The 19,209-nt window shown below is 56.4% G+C and carries 20 protein-coding genes; 15 read left to right on the top strand and 5 right to left on the bottom strand.

The annotated features are described in order from the left end of the window. The first annotated feature begins 13 nt into the window (after positions 1-13). The 6 genes from ACSQ3H_RS05125 to ACSQ3H_RS05100 all read left to right on the top strand — a co-directional run bounded on the left by ACSQ3H_RS05125 (position 14) and on the right by ACSQ3H_RS05100 (position 7,463). Positions 14-1,462, top strand: coding sequence for an amidase (locus tag ACSQ3H_RS05125; protein ID WP_436116055.1), 1,449 nt, complete (start codon positions 14-16; stop codon positions 1,460-1,462). Beyond that, on the top strand, positions 1,459-2,988 hold the full coding sequence (locus tag ACSQ3H_RS05120; RefSeq protein WP_436116054.1) for an ABC transporter ATP-binding protein: 1,530 nt from the start codon (positions 1,459-1,461) through the stop codon (positions 2,986-2,988). The genes ACSQ3H_RS05125 and ACSQ3H_RS05120 overlap by 4 nt, the downstream gene beginning before the upstream one ends. Beyond that, positions 2,978-4,027 (top strand): ABC transporter permease, encoded by a 1,050-nt coding sequence (locus ACSQ3H_RS05115; RefSeq protein ID WP_436116053.1) that lies wholly within the window; start codon positions 2,978-2,980, stop codon positions 4,025-4,027. Before ACSQ3H_RS05120 ends, ACSQ3H_RS05115 begins: the two co-directional genes overlap by 11 nt. Beyond that, positions 4,024-4,968, top strand: a complete 945-nt coding sequence (locus ACSQ3H_RS05110) for an ABC transporter permease (RefSeq protein ID WP_436116052.1) — start codon at positions 4,024-4,026, stop codon at positions 4,966-4,968. The genes ACSQ3H_RS05115 and ACSQ3H_RS05110 overlap by 4 nt, the downstream gene beginning before the upstream one ends. A gap of 48 nt (positions 4,969-5,016) precedes the next feature. Continuing rightward, on the top strand, positions 5,017-6,315 hold the full coding sequence (locus ACSQ3H_RS05105; protein ID WP_436116051.1) for an amidohydrolase family protein: 1,299 nt from the start codon (positions 5,017-5,019) through the stop codon (positions 6,313-6,315). A gap of 206 nt (positions 6,316-6,521) precedes the next feature. Beyond that, complete coding sequence (locus tag ACSQ3H_RS05100) at positions 6,522-7,463, top strand: Gfo/Idh/MocA family protein (RefSeq protein WP_436116050.1); 942 nt, start codon at positions 6,522-6,524, stop codon at positions 7,461-7,463. Positions 7,464-7,492: 29 nt separating this feature from the next. On the opposite strand, the gene ACSQ3H_RS05095 is transcribed toward ACSQ3H_RS05100, so the two are convergent. Beyond that, positions 7,493-8,122 (bottom strand): LysE family translocator, encoded by a 630-nt coding sequence (locus tag ACSQ3H_RS05095; protein ID WP_436116049.1) that lies wholly within the window; start codon positions 8,120-8,122, stop codon positions 7,493-7,495. A gap of 322 nt (positions 8,123-8,444) precedes the next feature. Here ACSQ3H_RS05095 and ACSQ3H_RS05090 point away from each other — a divergent pair, with 322 nt between their 5' ends. From ACSQ3H_RS05090 to ACSQ3H_RS05080, 3 genes are all read left to right on the top strand, one after another. Next, positions 8,445-9,413, top strand: coding sequence for a hypothetical protein (locus ACSQ3H_RS05090; RefSeq protein WP_436116048.1), 969 nt, complete (start codon positions 8,445-8,447; stop codon positions 9,411-9,413). A gap of 225 nt (positions 9,414-9,638) precedes the next feature. Then, complete coding sequence (locus ACSQ3H_RS05085; protein ID WP_436116047.1) at positions 9,639-10,724, top strand: fatty acid desaturase; 1,086 nt, start codon at positions 9,639-9,641, stop codon at positions 10,722-10,724. A 19-nt stretch (positions 10,725-10,743) separates the two neighbouring features. Beyond that, entirely contained in the window at positions 10,744-11,073 is a 330-nt protein-coding gene (locus ACSQ3H_RS05080; RefSeq protein WP_436116046.1) for a MocE family 2Fe-2S type ferredoxin, read from the top strand. A gap of 73 nt (positions 11,074-11,146) precedes the next feature. On the opposite strand, the gene ACSQ3H_RS05075 is transcribed toward ACSQ3H_RS05080, so the two are convergent. Together ACSQ3H_RS05075 and ACSQ3H_RS05070 are read right to left on the bottom strand one after the other, a co-directional pair. Beyond that, the gene (locus ACSQ3H_RS05075; protein ID WP_436119352.1) at positions 11,147-12,193 is read right to left on the bottom strand and encodes a LacI family DNA-binding transcriptional regulator; all 1,047 of its coding nucleotides are present in this window, start codon (positions 12,191-12,193) and stop codon (positions 11,147-11,149) included. Between the two features lie 285 nt (positions 12,194-12,478). Further along, positions 12,479-12,814, bottom strand: a complete 336-nt coding sequence (locus ACSQ3H_RS05070; RefSeq protein ID WP_436116045.1) for a hypothetical protein — start codon at positions 12,812-12,814, stop codon at positions 12,479-12,481. Between the two features lie 77 nt (positions 12,815-12,891). Between ACSQ3H_RS05070 and ACSQ3H_RS05065 the strand changes: the two genes are divergently transcribed. Then, entirely contained in the window at positions 12,892-13,071 is a 180-nt protein-coding gene (locus tag ACSQ3H_RS05065; protein ID WP_436116044.1) for a hypothetical protein, read from the top strand. 27 nt (positions 13,072-13,098) lie between these two features. On the opposite strand, the gene ACSQ3H_RS05060 is transcribed toward ACSQ3H_RS05065, so the two are convergent. Continuing rightward, on the bottom strand, positions 13,099-13,389 hold the full coding sequence (locus tag ACSQ3H_RS05060) for a DUF6074 family protein (protein ID WP_436116043.1): 291 nt from the start codon (positions 13,387-13,389) through the stop codon (positions 13,099-13,101). A gap of 255 nt (positions 13,390-13,644) precedes the next feature. Between ACSQ3H_RS05060 and ACSQ3H_RS05055 the strand changes: the two genes are divergently transcribed. The 3 genes from ACSQ3H_RS05055 (at position 13,645) to ACSQ3H_RS05045 (ending at position 16,598) form a co-directional block, all read left to right on the top strand. Next, positions 13,645-14,067, top strand: coding sequence for a hypothetical protein (locus ACSQ3H_RS05055; RefSeq protein WP_436116042.1), 423 nt, complete (start codon positions 13,645-13,647; stop codon positions 14,065-14,067). An 80-nt stretch (positions 14,068-14,147) separates the two neighbouring features. Next, complete coding sequence (locus ACSQ3H_RS05050) at positions 14,148-14,993, top strand: SDR family NAD(P)-dependent oxidoreductase (protein WP_436116041.1); 846 nt, start codon at positions 14,148-14,150, stop codon at positions 14,991-14,993. 354 nt (positions 14,994-15,347) lie between these two features. Then, on the top strand, positions 15,348-16,598 hold the full coding sequence (locus tag ACSQ3H_RS05045) for an aminopeptidase (protein WP_436116040.1): 1,251 nt from the start codon (positions 15,348-15,350) through the stop codon (positions 16,596-16,598). A 66-nt stretch (positions 16,599-16,664) separates the two neighbouring features. Here the strand turns inward: ACSQ3H_RS05045 and ACSQ3H_RS05040 are convergent, their stop codons facing one another. After that, the gene (locus tag ACSQ3H_RS05040) at positions 16,665-17,768 is read right to left on the bottom strand and encodes a saccharopine dehydrogenase C-terminal domain-containing protein (RefSeq protein WP_436116039.1); all 1,104 of its coding nucleotides are present in this window, start codon (positions 17,766-17,768) and stop codon (positions 16,665-16,667) included. Positions 17,769-17,889: 121 nt separating this feature from the next. Between ACSQ3H_RS05040 and ACSQ3H_RS05035 the strand changes: the two genes are divergently transcribed. After that, positions 17,890-18,318, top strand: coding sequence for an Lrp/AsnC family transcriptional regulator (locus tag ACSQ3H_RS05035; protein ID WP_436116038.1), 429 nt, complete (start codon positions 17,890-17,892; stop codon positions 18,316-18,318). 70 nt (positions 18,319-18,388) lie between these two features. Then, the gene (locus tag ACSQ3H_RS05030) at positions 18,389-19,198 is read left to right on the top strand and encodes an ImuA family protein (RefSeq protein WP_436116037.1); all 810 of its coding nucleotides are present in this window, start codon (positions 18,389-18,391) and stop codon (positions 19,196-19,198) included. The last annotated feature ends 11 nt before the right edge of the window (positions 19,199-19,209 follow it).

The following is a 19,209-nucleotide window of genomic DNA, read 5'->3' as shown; positions in this document are numbered from 1 at the left end:
TTGTGTGAGCGGCGTGAGCCTGTTGAAGACATCGAAGCAAGGGAAAGCCCGTGGCGATGCGACAGCGCTTGCTGAGGCAATCGGCACCGGCGAGTCATCCTGTACTGACGCCATGGCGGCAGCCTTGGCCGCTGCCGCGAACCACTCCGGTATAGGAGCAATCTGCCATATCGACCCGGATGGCGGTATGGCGGCCGCGATGGCGATGGAACGGGAGCGCGTCACTGATCACGTACGTTTCAACGCGCGGCCCTTCGCGGGCGTTCCCACGCTGGCCAAGGATCTCGGAGGGCCCTTTGCAGGCTTCCCGGTCAATGCAGGTTCGCACGCTTTGGAAGGGCGCGCGGACCGTTCCGCTGACTCGGATATTGCAAAGCGCTTTCGCGATGCGGGCTTCTGTCTGTTCGGCCTTACCACGAGCCCGGAATTCGGTCTTTCATTGGCAAGCGAACCTGCGCGTGGTCCGATCTGCCGTAACCCTCTTGATCTCACCCGAACGGCTGGGGGCTCTTCCGGTGGTGCTGCCGCAGCCGTTGCCTCCGGTATCGTGGCAATCGTCCACGCAACGGATGCAGGTGGCTCAATCCGGGTGCCCGCCGCGTGCTGCGGTCTCGTCGGACTTAAACCGACACGGGGCACCATGCCCGGGGGGCCACTTTTCGGCAATCATCTCGGCGGCATCGCCAGCGAAATGGCAGTCTGCCGTTCCGTGCGTGATACGGCGCTGATTTTCCAGACACTCCGCGGCAAGGCTAAAGGTCCCTACGCCGATCCGGTTGCCCTGCACCATAGTGAGAGCAAGCTCCGTATTGGATTTTTGACCGACACGGGGGCACTTTATCCCACCGATGATGAACGGCGCCAGACTGTCATGGAGGCCACGCGCGTACTGGAAGCAGACGGACACAAAGTTGTACCGCTCGAATGGGAAGCCTTGGAAAAATCCGCTGCCACAAGCCAAAAAGTATTCGCGGGCATCGTTTCCGTAAACCTTGCCCGCCTCGCGGATAGCGCCGCGATCGATATGGAACTTGCCGAGCCACTGTCGCGCGCCTTTGCCGAGCGGGGTCATCGTATGGCGGGGACAGAATTGTGGGGCATACTGAACGATGCACTCCATGTCAGTTACAATGTCTGGGCATTGTTCGAAACGGTGGACTGTATCCTGACGCCCATGCTCTCTTTTGCACCACCGGTGATCGGTTCCTTTCCAACCGATCACATGGATACAGAACTGCATCTCGATCGCATGGCGACTTTCGCGCCGCTTGCCTCGCTTGCCAATGTGTCCGGCTTCCCGGCGATTACCCTGCCCTTCGGCCGTGCCACGGACGGCTTGCCTTTGCCCGTGCAGTTACTCGCCCCTATGGGGCATGAACCCGTATTGCTTGCCGTTGCTGCAAGGCTTGAAGCGGAAGAACACTGGCATCATCGCTTCCCTGTGGCGGGTTTGGCGGCATGACGCCCGTTCTCGAACTCTCCGGCATCAGCAAGCGCTTCGGCGACATCGTTGCCAACGAGAACATCTCCATCGCACTTCGCAAGGGGGAAATTCTGGCGCTGCTTGGCGAAAACGGCGCCGGCAAGACGACACTGATGAGCATTCTCTTTGGACATTACACGGCAGATTCCGGCACTGTCCGCGTCGATGACGTGGAGTTGCCTTCGGGCAAACCCCGTGCAGCGATCAGAGCTGGCGTCGGTATGGTGCACCAGCATTTTTCACTGGCGCCAAACCTGACGGTTCTGGACAATGTCATGACCGGCACGGAAAAACTCTGGTCATTCAAGTCCGACACCGCCGCGGCGCGAACGAAACTCCTTGGCATATCTCAGCGCTTCGGCCTCAGCGTCAATCCCGATGCCAGACTTGCCGACCTGTCGGTGGGCGAACAGCAACGGGTGGAAATCCTCAGGGCGCTCTATAACGACGCCCGTATTCTCATCCTCGACGAGCCGACGGCGGTACTGACGAATATAGAAGCGGAACGCCTGTTCAGCACGCTGAAGGAAATGGCAAAGCAAGGACTTTCCTTGATCTTCATTTCCCACAAGCTCGATGAGGTGATGGCGGCCGCCGATCGCATCGTCGTCCTGCGTGGCGGCAAGGTGGCAGCAGAACGGCGCGTGAGCGAGACCAGCAAGGCGGAGCTGGCCGAACTCATGGTCGGCCACCGCGTGACACGCCCGATACGTGATGCGGCCACGCCCGGCGCCGTAGCTCTGGAAGCGAACGGGGTGACGGTCCGGCGGGGCGGCGTGGACAGGCTCAAGGACATCAGTTTCCGGCTGCGCGAAGGTGAAATACTTGGCATCATCGGCGTCTCGGGAAATGGCCAGGCGGTGCTCTCGCATCTTGTGTCCGGTCTTACGGAGCCAAGCATCGGCAATATCCGGCTTTTCGGGGAACCCCTTGCAAACCTTAGCGTGCGCGCCCTGATCGAATCCGGTATCGGCCGAATTCCGGAAGACCGCAACAATGAGGGCGCGATCGGCGAGATGGCCATATGGGAAAACACCGTATTGGAGCGCATCTGGGCTCCCGCCTTCTCGAAATACGGTCTGGTGAACCGAAAGGCCGGCATAGCCTTTGCGCAACGGATCATCGGGGAATTCGACGTGCGGGGCGGCAGGCCAACCAGCCGCACGCGGCTTCTTTCCGGCGGCAATATGCAGAAGCTCATTCTCGGGCGCAATTTGCATGACCGGCCGCGCATCCTCATCGCTGCCCAACCGACGCGCGGTCTCGACGAAGGCGCGGTCGCGGCCATCCATGCCCGCATACTGGAAGCGCGCAGACAGGGAACCGCGGTGCTCCTGATATCGGAAGACCTCGATGAGGTGATCGGTCTTGCCGACCGCATTCAGGCCATCGTCAAAGGCAGGCTTTCACCGCCGGTCGCCGCGGAAACCGCCGATCCACGCATGCTCGGTCTGATGATGGCAGGAGAATGGCTCCAAAGCGAAGAGGCTGGCCATGCGTCTTGAACGTCGGGCGCACAGGCCTCTTTTCCTCGTACTGGTTTCTCCGCTGATCGCAGTGGCAGCCGCGCTTGCCATAGCGGGAATCCTGATTGCGATGGCCGGTGCACCGGTGCTCGAGGCCTATTGGCGGATCGTCACCGGAGCTTTCGGCACGCGTCTTGCTGCCACCGAAACGCTGACACGCGCCACACCGCTCATCCTGACCGGTCTTGCCGCTGCGGTCGCGTTCCGTGCGCGGCTCTGGAACATTGGGGCTGAAGGACAATTCTATGTCGGCGCAATTGCCGTTGCGGCCCTCGGTTCGAGTGCGCTCGCCGCTCTTCCGGGACCACTCCTCATCCCTATCCTGTTTGCCGCGGGGGCCCTGGCCGGAACGCTGCTTATGCTGCTGCCTTTGTGGCTGCGTCTGCGCTTTTCCGTCGATGAGGTCGTAACAAGTCTGCTCTTGAACTTCGTGGCCGTTCTGTTCGTTTCACTGCTGGTTGAAGGCGCTCTCAAGGATCCGCTGGCTTTCGGCTGGCCGCAGTCTCTGCCGGTCAGCGAGCATGCGTTACTGCCAAAGCTCATCGCGCGATCCCGCCTCCACATCGGTCTCGCCGTGGCCGTTGCTGCGGCCATTGTCGTGCATCTTCTACAATCGCGCACCGTGTTCGGCATGCGGTCGCGCGCGGCGGGCTTGAACCCAGCGGGAGCGACCTTCGCGGGTGTGCCGCTCGGCCTGACGCTGGTTAAGGTCGCCTGTCTTTCTGGCGGACTGGCCGGCCTCGCAGGTGCCATCGAAGTGATGGGGGTTAAAGGCTACGTCACCACTGATCTATCGCCGGGTTACGGCTATTCGGGCATTATCGTCGCGATGCTTGCCAATCTGCACCCGGTCGGCGTGATCGCTGCGGCCGTTTTCACGGCGGCGATGTTCGTGGGCGCTGATGGCATGAGCCGGGCACTCGGCATCCCGACCTATATTGCCGACGTCATTGTGTCGCTTTCCCTGCTGACGATGCTCGTCGCCCTGTTCTTCACCCAATACAGGATCCGCAAATGACGGCCCTCTTCGATATAGTCGCCTCGGCGGGCCTATGGGCTGCGGTCTTGCGTATCGCAACGCCGCTGATTTTCGGAACGCTCGGCGCCGTTCTGTGCGAGCGCTCCGGCGTGCTGAACCTTGGCATCGAGGGCATCATGACTTTCGGTGCGATGGTCGGCTGGTTGACTGTCTATAATGGTGCGGACCTCTGGACCGGAATGCTGGTGGCAGCACTCGCCGGCGCCGTGTTCGGATTGCTGCATGCCCTGTTGTCAGTCACGCTCGGTCTGTCGCAGCACGTAACTGGTCTCGGCATTACGCTGTTTGCCTCGAGCCTCAGTTATTTCCTCTTCCGGCTCAACGTGCCCCTCGCTTCTACGCCGCCGACAATCGTGCCGTTCAAACCAGTTTCTATTCCCGTATTGTCCGATCTGCCATTTTTCGGTCAGGCCATTTTCACCCAGACGATGCCGACCTATCTTGCGATCCTGATCGCCATGATGATGAGCTATGTCATCTTCCGGATGCCCCTCGGACTTGCGATTCGCATGACCGGGGAAAATCCCCACGCGGCCGAAGCGCAAGGCATCAACCCGGTCCGCATACGCTATAGCGCCATCATGGCGGGCAGCGCGCTCATGGGTATGGGTGGCGCGTTTTTGACGCTTTCGGCCTTCAACAGCTTCTTTCCGACGATGGTACAAGGGCGCGGCTGGATCTGCATCGCGCTGGTGGTATTTGCCTCGTGGCGACCGGGGCGTGCACTGTTGGGCGCATTGCTCTTCGCCTTTTTCGATGCTTTCCAGCTCAGGCTGCAACCGGTTCTGGGCGACAGGGTTCCATACCAGATTTTTCTGATGATTCCCTATATCCTGTCGATTGCAGCGCTTGCCCTCGTGGCGCGGCGAGCGAAGGTGCCGCAGGCGCTGATGCAACCCTACCGTCGTGGCGAACGGTAAATCCTGTTTGCGAGCCGATTGTCCTCAACCCGTTTTCCATGGTGCACCATGTTTGACCTGATCATCCGAAATGCAAATCTTCCCGATGGCCGGGAGGCTGTCGATATTTGTATCCGAGACGGCGAGATCGCAGAGACCGGATCAAAGATCGAAGCGACGGCCACTGCTGAAATCGACGCCACCGGCCGTCTCGTGACTCCGCCCTTCGTCGATCCGCATTTTCATATGGACGCCACACTGTCCCTTGGCCTGCCCCGTATGAACCATTCCGGCACGCTGCTGGAAGGTATCGCCCTCTGGGGCGAGCTGCGCCCGGTCCTTACCAGGGAAGCAGTCGTGGAGCGGGCACTGCGCTATTGTGACCTCGCCGTCAGCCAGGGCCTTCTCGCCATTCGCAGCCATGTCGACACCAGCGATCCAGGACTGGTAACGGTGGAGGCGTTGCTGGAGGTACGCGCGAAGGTCGCTCCTTATATCGACCTTCAGCTCGTGGCTTTTCCACAGGACGGCTATTATCGCTCCGCCGGAGCGGTCGAAACCTTGAACCGCGCCCTCGACATGGGCGTCGATATCGTCGGTGGCATTCCGCATTTCGAGCGCACGATGAGCGAGGGCGCGGCATCGGTGGAAGCCTTGTGCCGGATCGCCGCCGAGCGCGGGCTGCCGGTGGATATGCATTGTGACGAGACCGACGATCCAATGTCGCGGCACATCGAAACACTCGCTGCTGAGACCATACGATTCGGACTCAAGGGGCGTGTCGCCGGCTCCCACCTCACCTCCATGCATTCCATGGACAATTATTATGTTTCCAAACTCATTCCGTTGATAGCCGAAGCCGAGATCAACGTTATTCCTAATCCGTTGATAAACATCATGCTGCAGGGACGGCACGATACATATCCCAAGCGGCGCGGCATGACCCGCGTGCGCGAACTGATGGAAGCGGGTCTCAATGTAGCCTTCGGGCACGATTGCGTTATGGATCCGTGGTATTCGATGGGCTCCGCCGACATGCTGGAGGTTGGACATATGGCGATCCATGTCGCCCAGATGGCCGGCATCGACGACAAACGCAAGATATTCGACGCACTCACTGTCAATTCCGCCAAAGCCATGGGACTGAAGGGCTATGGCCTTGCAAAGGGCTGTCATGCTGACCTGGTCATCCTTCAGGCGCGCGATCCGCTGGAAGCACTGCGGCTGAAAGCCCACCGGCTTGCCGTCATCCGCCGGGGCAAGATCATCGCCCGTTCTGCCCCGAAGATCAGCGATCTCATGCTCGAAGGACGGCCAGCAAAAGTCGATGGGGCGGAATATGCGCCCCTGCGCATGGCGACATCTTGAACAGGTTTTCGCCTGCTCTATGTCGCGCGAAGGCCAGATTTCGCAAGAGACCCTGCCCGTTTTCGAATGCAAGATCTGTGGCCGCCTGACTATGATGGAGGGGAGAGATGGTCACGACGTGGTTCGCTGCTTAGTATTGTGCACAGCACGGCTGCCTCTTGTTAAGGGGATATTTGGTTGTTAAACCCCGTCAAAAGGAATTCGTCATGCTCCCAATCAGTTTAGCAATTGTCGGTGTTGGTAAAATTGCCCATGATCAGCATCTGCCTTCGATCGCCGGCAATCCTGATTTCCAGCTTGTCGCAACGACGAGCCGCAGTAATACGGTAGAAGACATTCCTAATTTTGCGACAATAGAGGAAATGCTCGCTGCCATCCCTTCCATCGACGCGGTGTCGCTCTGCATGCCTCCGCAGTTTCGCTATGACGCCGCTTACAAGGCTATCGCCGCAGGCAAGCACGTGTTTCTTGAAAAGCCGCCAGGAGCAACATTGAGCGAGGTGGCTGACCTCGAGGCTCTTGCCATTGCCAAAGGTGTTTCGCTTTTTGCCAGCTGGCATTCCCGATATGCTGCTGCCGTTGAGGCTGCGAAGTCTTTCCTGGCATCGGCGAGTATCGCAAGCGTCCATGTCGTCTGGAAAGAAGATGTCCGCCATTGGCACCCCAATCAGGATTGGATATGGCAAGCCGGGGGCCTCGGAGTCTTCGACCCAGGTATCAATGCTTTATCAATTATAACGCATATCTTGCCGACGGGTATTTTTCTCAGAAGCGCAACGTTGGAATTTCCAGAGAACAAGCATGCACCAATTGCGGCCGACCTTTACCTGACGAACGCTGAAAACGTGTCTGTCCATGCGGAATTTGATTGGCGACAGGTCGGTGAGCAGACTTGGGACATTATAGCAGAAACTTCTGCCGGACAGATGGTTTTGGCGCAGGGCGGTTCAACACTTACCGTTAACGGCGCGGTTATTCCGGTTTCATCGGAGACGGAGTACGCAGCTCTTTACAGCCGGTTTGCCGATCTGATCAAAAACGGGAAATCCGACGTCGATCTTGCGCCTCTTCGGCACGTTGCCGACTCGTTCATGCTCGGTAAGCGCGTCGTCGTTGCGTCATTCCACGATTTGCCTGGAGCCGACTGAGCCCTGCGATTGACTTGAACTGAGGCAGGTTATTTGCGCGTCGCAAATGCTGCGGTAACTCCGAGGCCGATGAACGACGTGCCGGCGAACCAGCGCTGCAAGCGCAGGAACCGCCGGTTGCGGCGGAGGAAATCGCCTGCTGCCCCGGCTATCAGCGCGAATATCCCGTCGCTGACGATCCCGAGGCCCATAAAGGTGAGGCCGAGAATAAGTATCTGCCAATGCAGCGCGCCACGAGCGGGATCGACAAATTGCGGCAGGAAGGCGAGGAAGAAGATCGCCGTCTTCGGATTGAAGAGATTGACCACGAAGCCATCACGGAAGACGCGGTGCAGAGACTCAGCCGGCACTACGGGCGCTTCGGGATCGAGCTCCTTGGCCAACAAAGTGCGAAGACCGATCCAGATAAGATAGGCGGCACCGAGATATTTGACGATCGAGAAAGCGAGCGCCGACGACACGATGAGGGCCGAAAGCCCGACTGCCGCCGCAGTGATGTGGACGATGGTGCCAAGATGAATGCCAAGCACTGAGACAAGGCCCGCTGCCCGCCCCTGCTCGACCGACCGCGCGACGATATAAAGTACAGCCGGACCAGGCGTCAGCAGAAGCACCACTGACGCTGCTACGAATAAGCCCCACAAGGTCAAATCAGGCATAGCTTTCCCCTCACTTCGCTTTCTGTGAGCAAACCACATGGCGGTTGCCGAAACAAGAGAGGGGCCCACTCCCCTTGTACGCCGCCTCCTTCGGCTATTTGAAAAAATGATTATTCCCCTCGAAAGCTTATCCACAAATCGGCTCAAGCGCGGAGCGCTTCGGTGCAGACTCGCAAAAGCCACCTTGTCGGGGACTACTCTAGCAACGGACAAAATCAAACCATATTTCGGCAAGACTTTATTATCCTACCCATGAACATTTTCTTGGTGGACGCATTTCAATTCGTATTGCTGAACTGGCGCGGAGTAAGGATTTGCGACAATGAAAAAGCTCATAATTGCGGCCGCAACCTGTGCGGTTCTTTCCAGCACAGCCTATGCCGTTGACGACAAAACACGCGATGCCATTCAAGCGCTGAAATTTACCAAGGCGAATGCCTATGCGAAGGCCATCGACTTGTATTGCTTTGCCGATCATCCGTTTGCAAGTCAGCCCCTTGCCGATGCCGCCTCGCAAGAGGCGGAATTCCGCAAGGAAATCGACCAGAACGAGAAAGCTACGGACATTATTGCGGATGCCAATCGATCAGCAGCAGAACACTTGAAAGTCGATCAATCGGCCTGTGCGCCAGCCGCTAGTTACGTCGATGGCGTCGTAGCGACGATTGAGGATGCGAAACAGCATATGGCCGCCATCAAGCAGACGCTCTCCGACGCAAAGGCGGCTGAGGAAAGGGCGGCTCAAGCCGAAAAGCGGTCCGCGACATGCCACGAGCTGCAATCGCGCGCCGACGCTGCCGATCTCGATGGCCTGGTTTCCTACCGTGTGCCGCTCCTCGACTGTGCGGACGTGCTCGGCGTTGACAATATTGCCAAGGTGGATGCCCGCATCGAGAAGCTACGCGCCGATCAAAAATCGGCTGATGACGCTAAGCAAAAGGAAGCTACCGATGCAAAAGCAGCTGGCGCTGGCGCCGACGCGAAACGAGCTGCCGAAGTCGCGGCGAACATGGCAAAGCCAGCTCCCAAGCCAGCGGCCAAGCCCGCCGCAGAGTTGGCTTTCATCGGCAAATGGGACCAGATCGACGGCAGTTGCAGAGGCAGGCTGTGGGATTTGAACACCAGGACGTATGACGGAACGCCAATCAATAATGTCGAACGCAACGGCAACGATTATCGCGTCGAATTGAGCGATGGCTATGCCTTCGTGCTGCAAAACGTGACGAAGAGAACCCTGACCTGGTATTCGCCCGAAAGCGGTGACAGCTTCCGTTTGAAACGCTGCAAATAAGCGGCTGTAGAGCGGTAGGATCGATCCTGACTGCCTGGAGCTCACTTCGCCTCAGATGACAATTATTCCTGACAACAATTTACCGAAAGGAGATCGTTGATGGTTTTCCATCAAAAGTGGATTGGACCCGATCTATGCCCGTTCGCTACTTTTGAACCGAAGTTGGAAGGAGTTCGGGCCTGAGTTTGTAAGGCCATGGAGCTCGTCTGCCGCGGAGGAGGAAACATGGCCAGTACATTACACCAGCGCTACGCGTTATCAGGATCAAATGCGGGCGCAGCGGAAATGACCGATGAAGGGTTCAAGGACTGCGTTGAGGCACACTGGTTTGCTGCCACCGTAGACCGCAAGGCCATGAAAAACCTGATGAAGCGATCGGACAGGGAATCGCTCCGCCACTTCGGTCTTTGGCTTGGTCTGCTGATCGTCTCGGGCGTTGCCGCATTCCTGACCTGGGGTACATGGTGGTGTGTGCCGGCTTTCGCCGTCTATGGCGTGCTTTATGCAGCAAGCGACCATCGAGCCCATGAACTCTCGCATGGCACACCATTCAAGACGCGGTGGCTGAACGAATGGCTCTATCATTTGAACGGCTTCATGACGCTGCACGAGGGCTTTTACTGGCGCTGGAGTCACTCGCGCCACCACACGCACACGATCATCGTCGGGCGCGACCCAGAGATCGCCGTTCCACGCCCTCCGGATATTCTTGGCACAGTACTCGATCTTTTCTTCCTGAAATCGGGGCCAATTCAGATTTTCAACATTGTGCGCCAGGCTTGTGGCAAACTGACGGATGATGGCGAGCATTTCGTCCCCGACTCAGAACGATCCAAGGTGTTCTGGTCATCGCGTATTTATCTTGCGATCTTCATTGGTACTGGCGCGACATGCTGGGCCATAGGTTCGATCGTGCCTGCAATGTTCATCGTATTGCCGCGCTTCTATGGCGCTCCACTGACACAGATGTTCAACGTCACACAGCATGCGGGCCTCGATGAGGATGTGTACGACCATCGTCTCAATACGCGGACCTTCTACACCAACCCGGTCTACCGCTTTCTTTACATCAACATGAACTATCACATCGAGCACCACATGTTTCCGATGGTGCCATTCTACAACCTGCCAAAACTGCACGCGCTCATCAAAGATCAATGCCCGCCTGCCTATACGAGCATCTGGGCTTGCTACAAGGAGATCATTCCGGCGCTTTTGGAACAGGCGAAAAACCCAGGCTATTACGTGCAGCGACCGTTTCCAGCAGGCATTACGCCTGAACTCGGTCTGCAAGTCATCCCAGCCGAGTAAACCTAAAGAGGAGGAAATCATGAATATTGCTGCACAAACATGGCTTGATGCCTGTGGAGCGGATGATATCGATAAGGAAGACGTAGCCCGTTTCGATCACAATGGAAGAACATTCGCCATCTACCGCTCACCGGACGACCGTTTCTTTGCGACCGACGGTTTATGCACCCATGAAGCGGTGCATCTCGCCGATGGACTCGTGATGGACCACATCATCGAATGTCCGAAGCACAATGGACGTTTCGACTATCGCTCTGGAGAAGCCAAGGGCGCGCCCGTATGCAGGAATCTTCGCACTTACGAAGTGAAGATTGACAACGGCCGGGTTATTTTAAGGGTGGACTTCTGATCCACAACCAGCAAATCAGGGCATCCGGATATCCGCGCAGCTGATCGTCCGTCCTGAAGAGACGGGCGTCGCCTCAATATAGCGTGGGGGCGTCCTCGCTGAACCCCTCAGGAATTGAATCAACGGTATGGACGGTAAAGGGAACGTAGGCCATTGCAGAGCGGGTTGTTACCTCTGAAGGACGGGCGATGCTGTGGAGCATGGTCTCAATGGCGTGGCGGGCCTCCATCTCGGGGTTTTGATCGATCGTCATGGTCATGGTTCCTGATCGCAACAACCGAACGGTAACATCGGTCAATTCGTGGCCAAAAAACAGAACCTTGCCGGCCAATCGGCTACTTGTCAGCGCTTGTTCGACCGCGCGGTTCGCTCCACCAGCATTATAAATGCCGACCAGATTTGGGCACTGGCGAATAGCTTTGTCGAGCAATCTGCCGGACAAGCTAATGTCGTCATTGCCCTCCAGCACCTCGCACAGCCGTAAATTCTTTCCGTATTCGCGTAGACCGCTTTCAAAGCCCGTCACGCGTTCCATATGCCCACGATAGCGAAAGCTGTGACAGAGAACGATGATATCGCCCGACTGATGCGCCATTCGAGATAGAAAAAAGGCGGCCGTCCTGCCGGCACTGAAATTGTTGACTCCGACATAGGCACGGCGCTGCGTTTGCGGCAGGTCGGAGACGATCGTAACCACAGGTATTCCTGCCTCACTCAATTCGTCGATAACCTGTTTTATCTCTGGATCCTCGTGCCCGTAGATAATCAGACCATTGTTGGAATTTGCTTTCAAACGTGCGGCTATTTTTTGCGGAGTCCAGCCATCGTAGAAATTCCGATGGATCGTTACGGAGCGGTCGAGCGTTGATGCTGCCCTGATGAAGGCGCTGTTAAGACGTTTTATAAAGGGAGCGGTGCGCTGTGCCAAGGCGACTTCAACGCGAATACCAGAGCGGTAGATTGCGGGCAAAATCCGGCGCAAACCCAACTCCTCGGCCGCCGCTATCACTTTCGCTGCGGTCAATGCCGAGACGTTCCCACGCTCGTTCAGTACGCGGTCGACGGTCGCGATGCCGACATTGGCCAACTTTGCAACATCATCCAGCGTCGATCTCTTCATACAACCACCCGCTCCTCTCAAGCCCTGATACAATTGAAGGTTAGCGCACCAGGGGCGAAGAGCAACTCTTACGAATTTTTCGACTATGCCTGTCTTGCCTCGTGGCGTATCGGATCGTCCCTTACGGTCTGGAGAAGGCGGGAACGCGGCATTTTGCCAGTTTTGGAACCCTGCTGTCTAGCAAACGTTGATTCGGTGAATGGGCGGATATTTCGATTTGAAAGGAAGACAGTCATGTTGAAAAAACTTCTTGTCGTTGGAGCAACAGCTTTGATTGCCATAACGTCAGTCCCGCAATCCTTTGCCCAATCGATCCAGATTGGTCCTGACGGGATCCGGCTGCAGGACCCCCGGCGCGAGCAGGATTACCGGCGAATGTCGGATATAGGTGAGCGAGAAGCTGTTCGTATTGCCAGGAGCGAAGGTGTCCGCGACGTCGATAACGTCAGACGAACGAGATCGAGATTCGTTGTGGAAGGCACAGATCGCCGCGGCGATGATATCCGCGTCGACGTGGATCGCCGTACAGGTGATGTCATTTCTGTAGAATAGTGGGCGACCCGGAATAATGTGCCCGTCACTGCAAGTGGCGGGCTTTTCCACGCCAATAACCAAGGTCATAATTCTTTCCAGAATTAATACGGCAAGACGTGTATAAAGCTTTCGATATTTCAGAAACAATCAGACCAAGGCACATCATGAAAATCTATTTGCGCAAGACGACCCAGTCAAACACTCATCAGCTTGAAGAACAACGTGGCCGTGAGGACTACAAATCCATACTTAGCATCTCGGGCGATGCGACTAAGTTCCAGAAGAAATGTGCTGCTTACAAAGCTGGGTTGCAGGCCGAAGGGCACTATGTCGTCGAAGCCTAAAAGCCGAAATGGAACCGTTCTACAAGCTTAGTAAGCCGATGTATCGCTATAGACGTCAGCGAGGTCATAAAGGCGTGACAGCTCCAGTTCGACTGCGGTGAAGAATGCGCCGACCTGCTCGTCCTGTTCATCTTCCGGAATACCTATCCGGTCCAAATGCCGGAACAGCATATCGGCGATTTGGTTGCGATAGGCTTCTGCCTGCCGATCGGTAGCTTTCTCCATAAGTTTGGCCGCTACGTCGCGAACCTTCGCCACGCGTTTCGTCAGGGGAAACGCAATGATCTGGCATGGGATCGGGGATTCAGCTTCGAACATGCTCATACTCTTCCAGTCCGGCAACATCGTGCCGCGCTTGCATTGATTCGCTCAACGATAGGGCGAAGATCCCTAACAATGTGTTCAGCTGGCATTGGATACGGTGGATTTGAGCACAACGGCACGGTTACGTAACAAGTTATGTAACAAGCCGACGAACAGATTGTGTGTAACGAGACCATAATGTTGCCCGCTACGGTACGCATGCCTATTCAAGTTCGGGTAAAGTGATTCGCATTCGTTACGGCATCAGATATGGCACTCAGCAATGCAGAGAGACAAAGACGGCACCGCGAGCGGCAGAAGCAAAAGCTCGCCGCGGCTGCGCCGGATCTCTCTACGCAGTACGAGAATGTCGGTGCTGACTTGCGTGACAAACTATATGAGCTTATCGACGCGGAAAATGCGCGGCGCGAACGTGCCGTAACACCTATCGGACAGACAGATTTCCGACGGGTGATTCTCGACATCGCTTTAAACGAAAATCGTTCCGGCATCGCCGACGCTGCCCGCATGATTCTGCTCAAGGCTCTCTGCATGGGTGAAAGTTCGGAAAAGGAAATTCTCGACGCACGCCGGCAAAAAGATGCGCGGGCCGACCAGAAGACTGAAATACGCGATCCAAAGGAACAAGTGACGCCGCTTGCCCATTATCTGCGTGTCCCGAATTTCGGCTGATCGGCGCTATTTTACTTCTGTTTCCGTCTTCTGCTAGGCTCCCGCCACACCCCCCATGCGATTCAGCGAGGACCAGACCCATGGCACATCCTGCCTTTTCACCCTTCAATGTAGCCGTGATCACAGGGGGCGCATCCGGCATCGGCCTTGCAGCCGCAAAACGTTTCGCTTCTATGGGATTGAAGGTCGCCATCGCAGACCTTGCAGGCGTAAAGCTCGATCAAGCACGCACTGCGGTCTCTGAACTGAGCAATGACGAAAGCGTCCTCGCCATCGCGACGGACGTAACCGATGTTGGTAGCCTGCAGAAATTCCAGCGTGCGGTCGATGATAAATTCGGTGGCGTTGATGTTCTGATGAACAATGCCGGCATTCAACCTGGAAGCAGCATTTTCAATCCGGATAACTGGGACAGGATCATTGCCACTAATATGTTCGGCATCATCCGCGGAAGCCAGGTTTTCGGTCCGCACATGATTCGCCGGCAAAAGCCGGGCCTTATTATCAATACCGGCTCCAAGCAAGGCATCACCACCCCACCCGGCGATCCCGCTTACAATGTCTCGAAATCCGGTGTGAAGACTTTCACTGAGGCCCTGCAGCATGACTTACGTAACATCAAGGGTTGTCACGTAACGGCCCATCTCTTCATTCCGGGATTCGTCTACACGCCCCTGACTGCAGGAGACCGCACCGAAAAGCCTGCTGGCGCATGGACCGCGGAACAAACCGTCGATTTCATGTTGGAGCGCGTGTCAGCTGGCGATTTCTACATCCTCTGTCCGGATAATGATGTAACCCGCAGTCTCGATGAGCGGCGCATACTCTGGGCAGCCAACGACATCATCAAGAACCGCCCGCCTTTGTCGCGCTGGCACCCGGACTTTCAGGATGAATTCGCTGATTTCCTCGAGCAGACGGAATAGGGATTCCCGGTTCGAGCCATGCTTCGTGAACTGTCAGCCCACAGCATACCTAAGACGAATTGAAATCGCGTTTCGGCTAACCTGATAGTCCGCGTTCGCCTTGGAGAGTCTCCTCAAACCTGATCAATCAACTCGCTAGACCGCTTTGTATCACGGCGGACAGCTAGTAGCTTCTGGTACGTAACGATCATGATTGCGCTATCGCTCATCGTCTACTTGCGCATGCGCGATACCCGCGATCACAGCCTCATCCACGAGGATTGATCCAAGCAATATCCGGATCAGTCGCTTGATACGAGGACTGATCCGGTTCTATGCTTACGGCATCGTTTCCTTGATCAAGATGGATTCACAATGACCTCATCGCCCAAAATCCCCGCCATCGATCCCGTCAAACTCGATCGTCTGGCCGAAGTCGCCATCAAGATCGGGCTGCAGCTGCAGCCCGGACAGGATCTCCTTATCACCGCACCCCTTGCCGCAGTGCCGCTGGTGCGCCGTATTACGGAACATGCCTACAAGGCTGGTGCTGGATTGGTAACGTCGCTCTACAGCGATGAAGAAGCCACACTGATGCGCTACCGCAATGCACCGCACGACAGTTTCGACCGTGCGACCAGTTGGCTTTATGAGGGCATGGCCAAGGCTTTTTCCGCCAACACAGCCCGGCTTGCAGTCGCCGGTGACAATCCGATGCTGCTCTCTTCGGAGGATCCGGAAAAGGTCTCACGCGCCAACAGGGCACAATCGCGAGCCTATCAACCCGCGTTGGAAAAGATCACCAATTTCGAAATCAACTGGAACATTGTTTCGTATCCGAATCCATCCTGGGCAAAGCAGGTGTTTCCCGATCAGGATCCGGAGGTCGCCGTTACCATGCTCGCCGACGCAATCTTCGCGGCGTCCCGTGTCGATCTCGATGATCCGGTCAGCGCCTGGCGCGATCACAACGCCGCCCTGCACAAACGGACAAAGTGGCTGAATGCTCGTACGTTTTCGGCGTTGCATTTCAAGGGACCGGGCACGGATCTCACCGTCGGCCTTGCCGATGAACATGAGTGGCATGGTGGCGCTTCGGTCGCCAAGAACGGCATCACCTGCAATCCGAACATTCCGACAGAGGAAGTCTTCACGACGCCGCACGCGCTTCGGGTCGATGGCCACGTTTCCAGCACCAAGCCCCTATCGCACCAGGGCACTTTGATCGAGAATATCAAGGTACGCTTTGAAGGCGGCAAGATTGTTGAAGCAAAGGCAACGCGCGGCGAAGAAGTCTTCAACAAGGTACTCGGCACCGACGAAGGCGCGCGGCGTCTTGGAGAAGTGGCCCTTGTCCCGCATTCCTCGCCGATTTCGGCATCGGGTCTATTGTTCTTCAACACGCTTTTCGATGAGAACGCTGCCAGCCATATCGCGCTTGGCCAGTGCTATTCGAAGTGCTTCGTCAATGGCGGCGAGCTTTCGCCCGATGAAGTCAGTGCACGCGGTGGTAACAAGAGCCTTATCCACATCGACTGGATGATCGGCTCCGGCGAAATCGACGTCGACGGCATCAATAAGGACGGTACAGCCATTCCGGTTATGCGCAAGGGCGAGTGGGTCTGATCCTCAATTTCGGACAATAAAAAAACGCCACCGCATGTGCAGTGGCGTTTAGTATTTTTACTCTTGTCAGGCGACGAGACGTCCCGCCGTCTCCGTCTGGGCATATGCCTTACCAAAGCGATTGGCGAGGAAAGCGTCAAGCGCAATATCTTCTTGCTTAAGGAAACCCTGCTGTGGCAAGTCGCCCTTTGCCAGCATATCGAGCACGGCGCAGATAGCCGATGCCGTGGTGATCTGGATACCGCTATAGAGCTGCGAGCCGATATGGCTGCTGTAGACCTTGTTCGCGTAGGTCTCTTGCAGGAGGCGGCCTTTCTTGCGGCCGCTGACCGTAACGAAAATCACGACGACATCCTGCAAGGTCGATGGCAGAGCGTTTTCGAGGATATCCTTGAACACATCGCGGCGGTCACGCAGTCCAAGATCATTGAGCAGCGCCTTCATGATGGCCGCATGGCCGGGGTAGCGGATCGTGCGGTAGTTGAGCGTGCGCACCTTGCCGAGCAGCGTCTCACATAATGTGCCTAGGCCGCCTGAGGTATTGAATGCCTCGTAGGTCACGCCGTCGAGCGAGAATTCCTCGCGCTCTTCGAGCGGCGGCACTTCCGTCAACTCGCCATCGACGATAGCTTCGCAAGGTTCGCAATACTCGTTGATGACACCGTCGGTGCTCCAGGTCAGATTGTAGTTCAGCGCATTTGACGGATATTGCGGCAGCGCGCCAACACGCATGCGAACGCTTTCAAGCGTGTCGAAGCGTTTGGCCAGATCATTGGCGACAATGGAAATAAAGCCGGGCGCAAGGCCGCATTGGGGAATGAAAGCGGTCTTGGCAGTCATTGCCAGCTGCTTGACGATGCGCGTGCTCGCAACATCTTCGGTAAGATCGAGATAATGCACGCCGGATTTGGCAGCAGCTTCAGCAATGCGTGTTGTCAGATGGAACGGCGCGGCGCTGAGCACAGCGAATTTGCCATCAAGAACCTGTTCAAGTGCGCCGACTTCGGCAATCTCGATACAGGCGGTTGCAACGAGCGGTGATATGTCCAGCGCATCAAGCTGTGCTTGCGCACGATCAACGACGGTTACGCGATAATCTCCGGTACCAGCCAGAAGATTGGCGATGGTCCCACCGATTTTCCCTGCGCCGACAACAACGATCTCTTTCATGTGATTCCCCTCGGATATAAAAACTTTATATGAATTTCGCATATTGCTCGGCGAAATGAAGTCTATAAACTGACGATATAACGCCCTTAATTTAGTCATTACGCCGAATGGATTTGTCATTATGCTGACAGAAGCCGATCATTCCCTGCTTTCTCTGCTGCGTGAGAACGCCAGAGCCTCGACAGCCGACCTTGCCCGCAAGCTTGGCGTATCGCGCACCACAGTGCAAAGCCGTATCGAGCGGCTGGAAAAGCGCGGCATGATCCGGGGGTATAGCGTTCAGCTTTCACCGGAATACGAACAGAATCTGGTCAGGGCACATGTGCTTGTAACTGCCTTGCCAAAACTGGCGGTGAAGGTTGAGGCCGCTTTGCGGAAGATTGCTTGGGTCAGAACGCTTCACTCGGTCAGCGGGCAGTTCGATATGATCGTCATTGTGGAAGCGCCGTCCATCCAGGAACTGGACAAATTGCTCGACGAGATCGGAGCACTCGAAGGTGTCGAACGCACAATGTCATCGATTATTCTCTCCACCCGTATAGATCGATAATGGCTCACGCAACAACCTGATACATGCCGCTTGACTCTTACCGCCATCGGATTCCATAATGGAACATATCATGAACATTAGAAAGTATACCGTAGTGACAACTGTCGATCTTGCGGCGTTGAGACGCGACATTGCGTCTCTTGGAGAGCAGAATGCGCGGGCGGCGCAGCGCTCCGCCTTTGACTTCGGCGACAATGCTATTGACTGCTTCTTTCGCGAGGGTCTGCAGCGCGGTGCTGTGCATGAAATCTTCGCAGAAGAGGCTGGCGATGCGGGTGCGGCCACGGGTTTCGTCATTGCCTTGGCCCTCCGTGCTTCCCCAGATAAGAGCCAACTTCTTTGGCTGGAGGAAGATTTTTCCGCACTGGAAAATGGCTTCCCCTATGCACCCGGCTTACAAAATATCGGGCTTGATCCGCAGCGTCTCATCATCGTGCGATGCGCTTCGCCGCAGGATGTCTTGAAAACAGCTTCCGACAGTCTCGGCATTCGTGGCATGGGCGCAGTCATCATCGCGCCGTGGAGCAATCCGAAATGTCTGGATTTGACCGCCTCACGCAAATTGCTTTTGACGGCGCAACAAACCGATGTGCCGGCTTTTCTTTTACGATTAGGCGCATACCCCAGCGAAAATGCCGCTGTCACGCGCTGGCTGATCCGTGCTGCACCTTCGCAATCGAGTGGCGCCAATGCACCCGGACAACCGGTCTTCGAAGCAAAGCTTATACGCAACAGACAGGGAATGACAGGCCATTGGATTCTGCAATGGGAGAGTGATAATCATGTTTTCAGACAGGTCGAGCCGATTTCTGGCACTGTGGTTTCCACACCTTCCTACCGACCGCCTCAAACGCGAAAATCCGGGACGCGCCCATACTGATCAGCACCTGA

It is taken from the genome of Phyllobacterium sp. LjRoot231, from assembly GCF_964253365.1.
Classification (GTDB): Bacteria; Pseudomonadota; Alphaproteobacteria; order Rhizobiales; family Rhizobiaceae; genus Phyllobacterium.
Note: the sequence above shows the minus strand (reverse complement) of the source record. Positions and strands in the feature narration are given on the sequence as shown.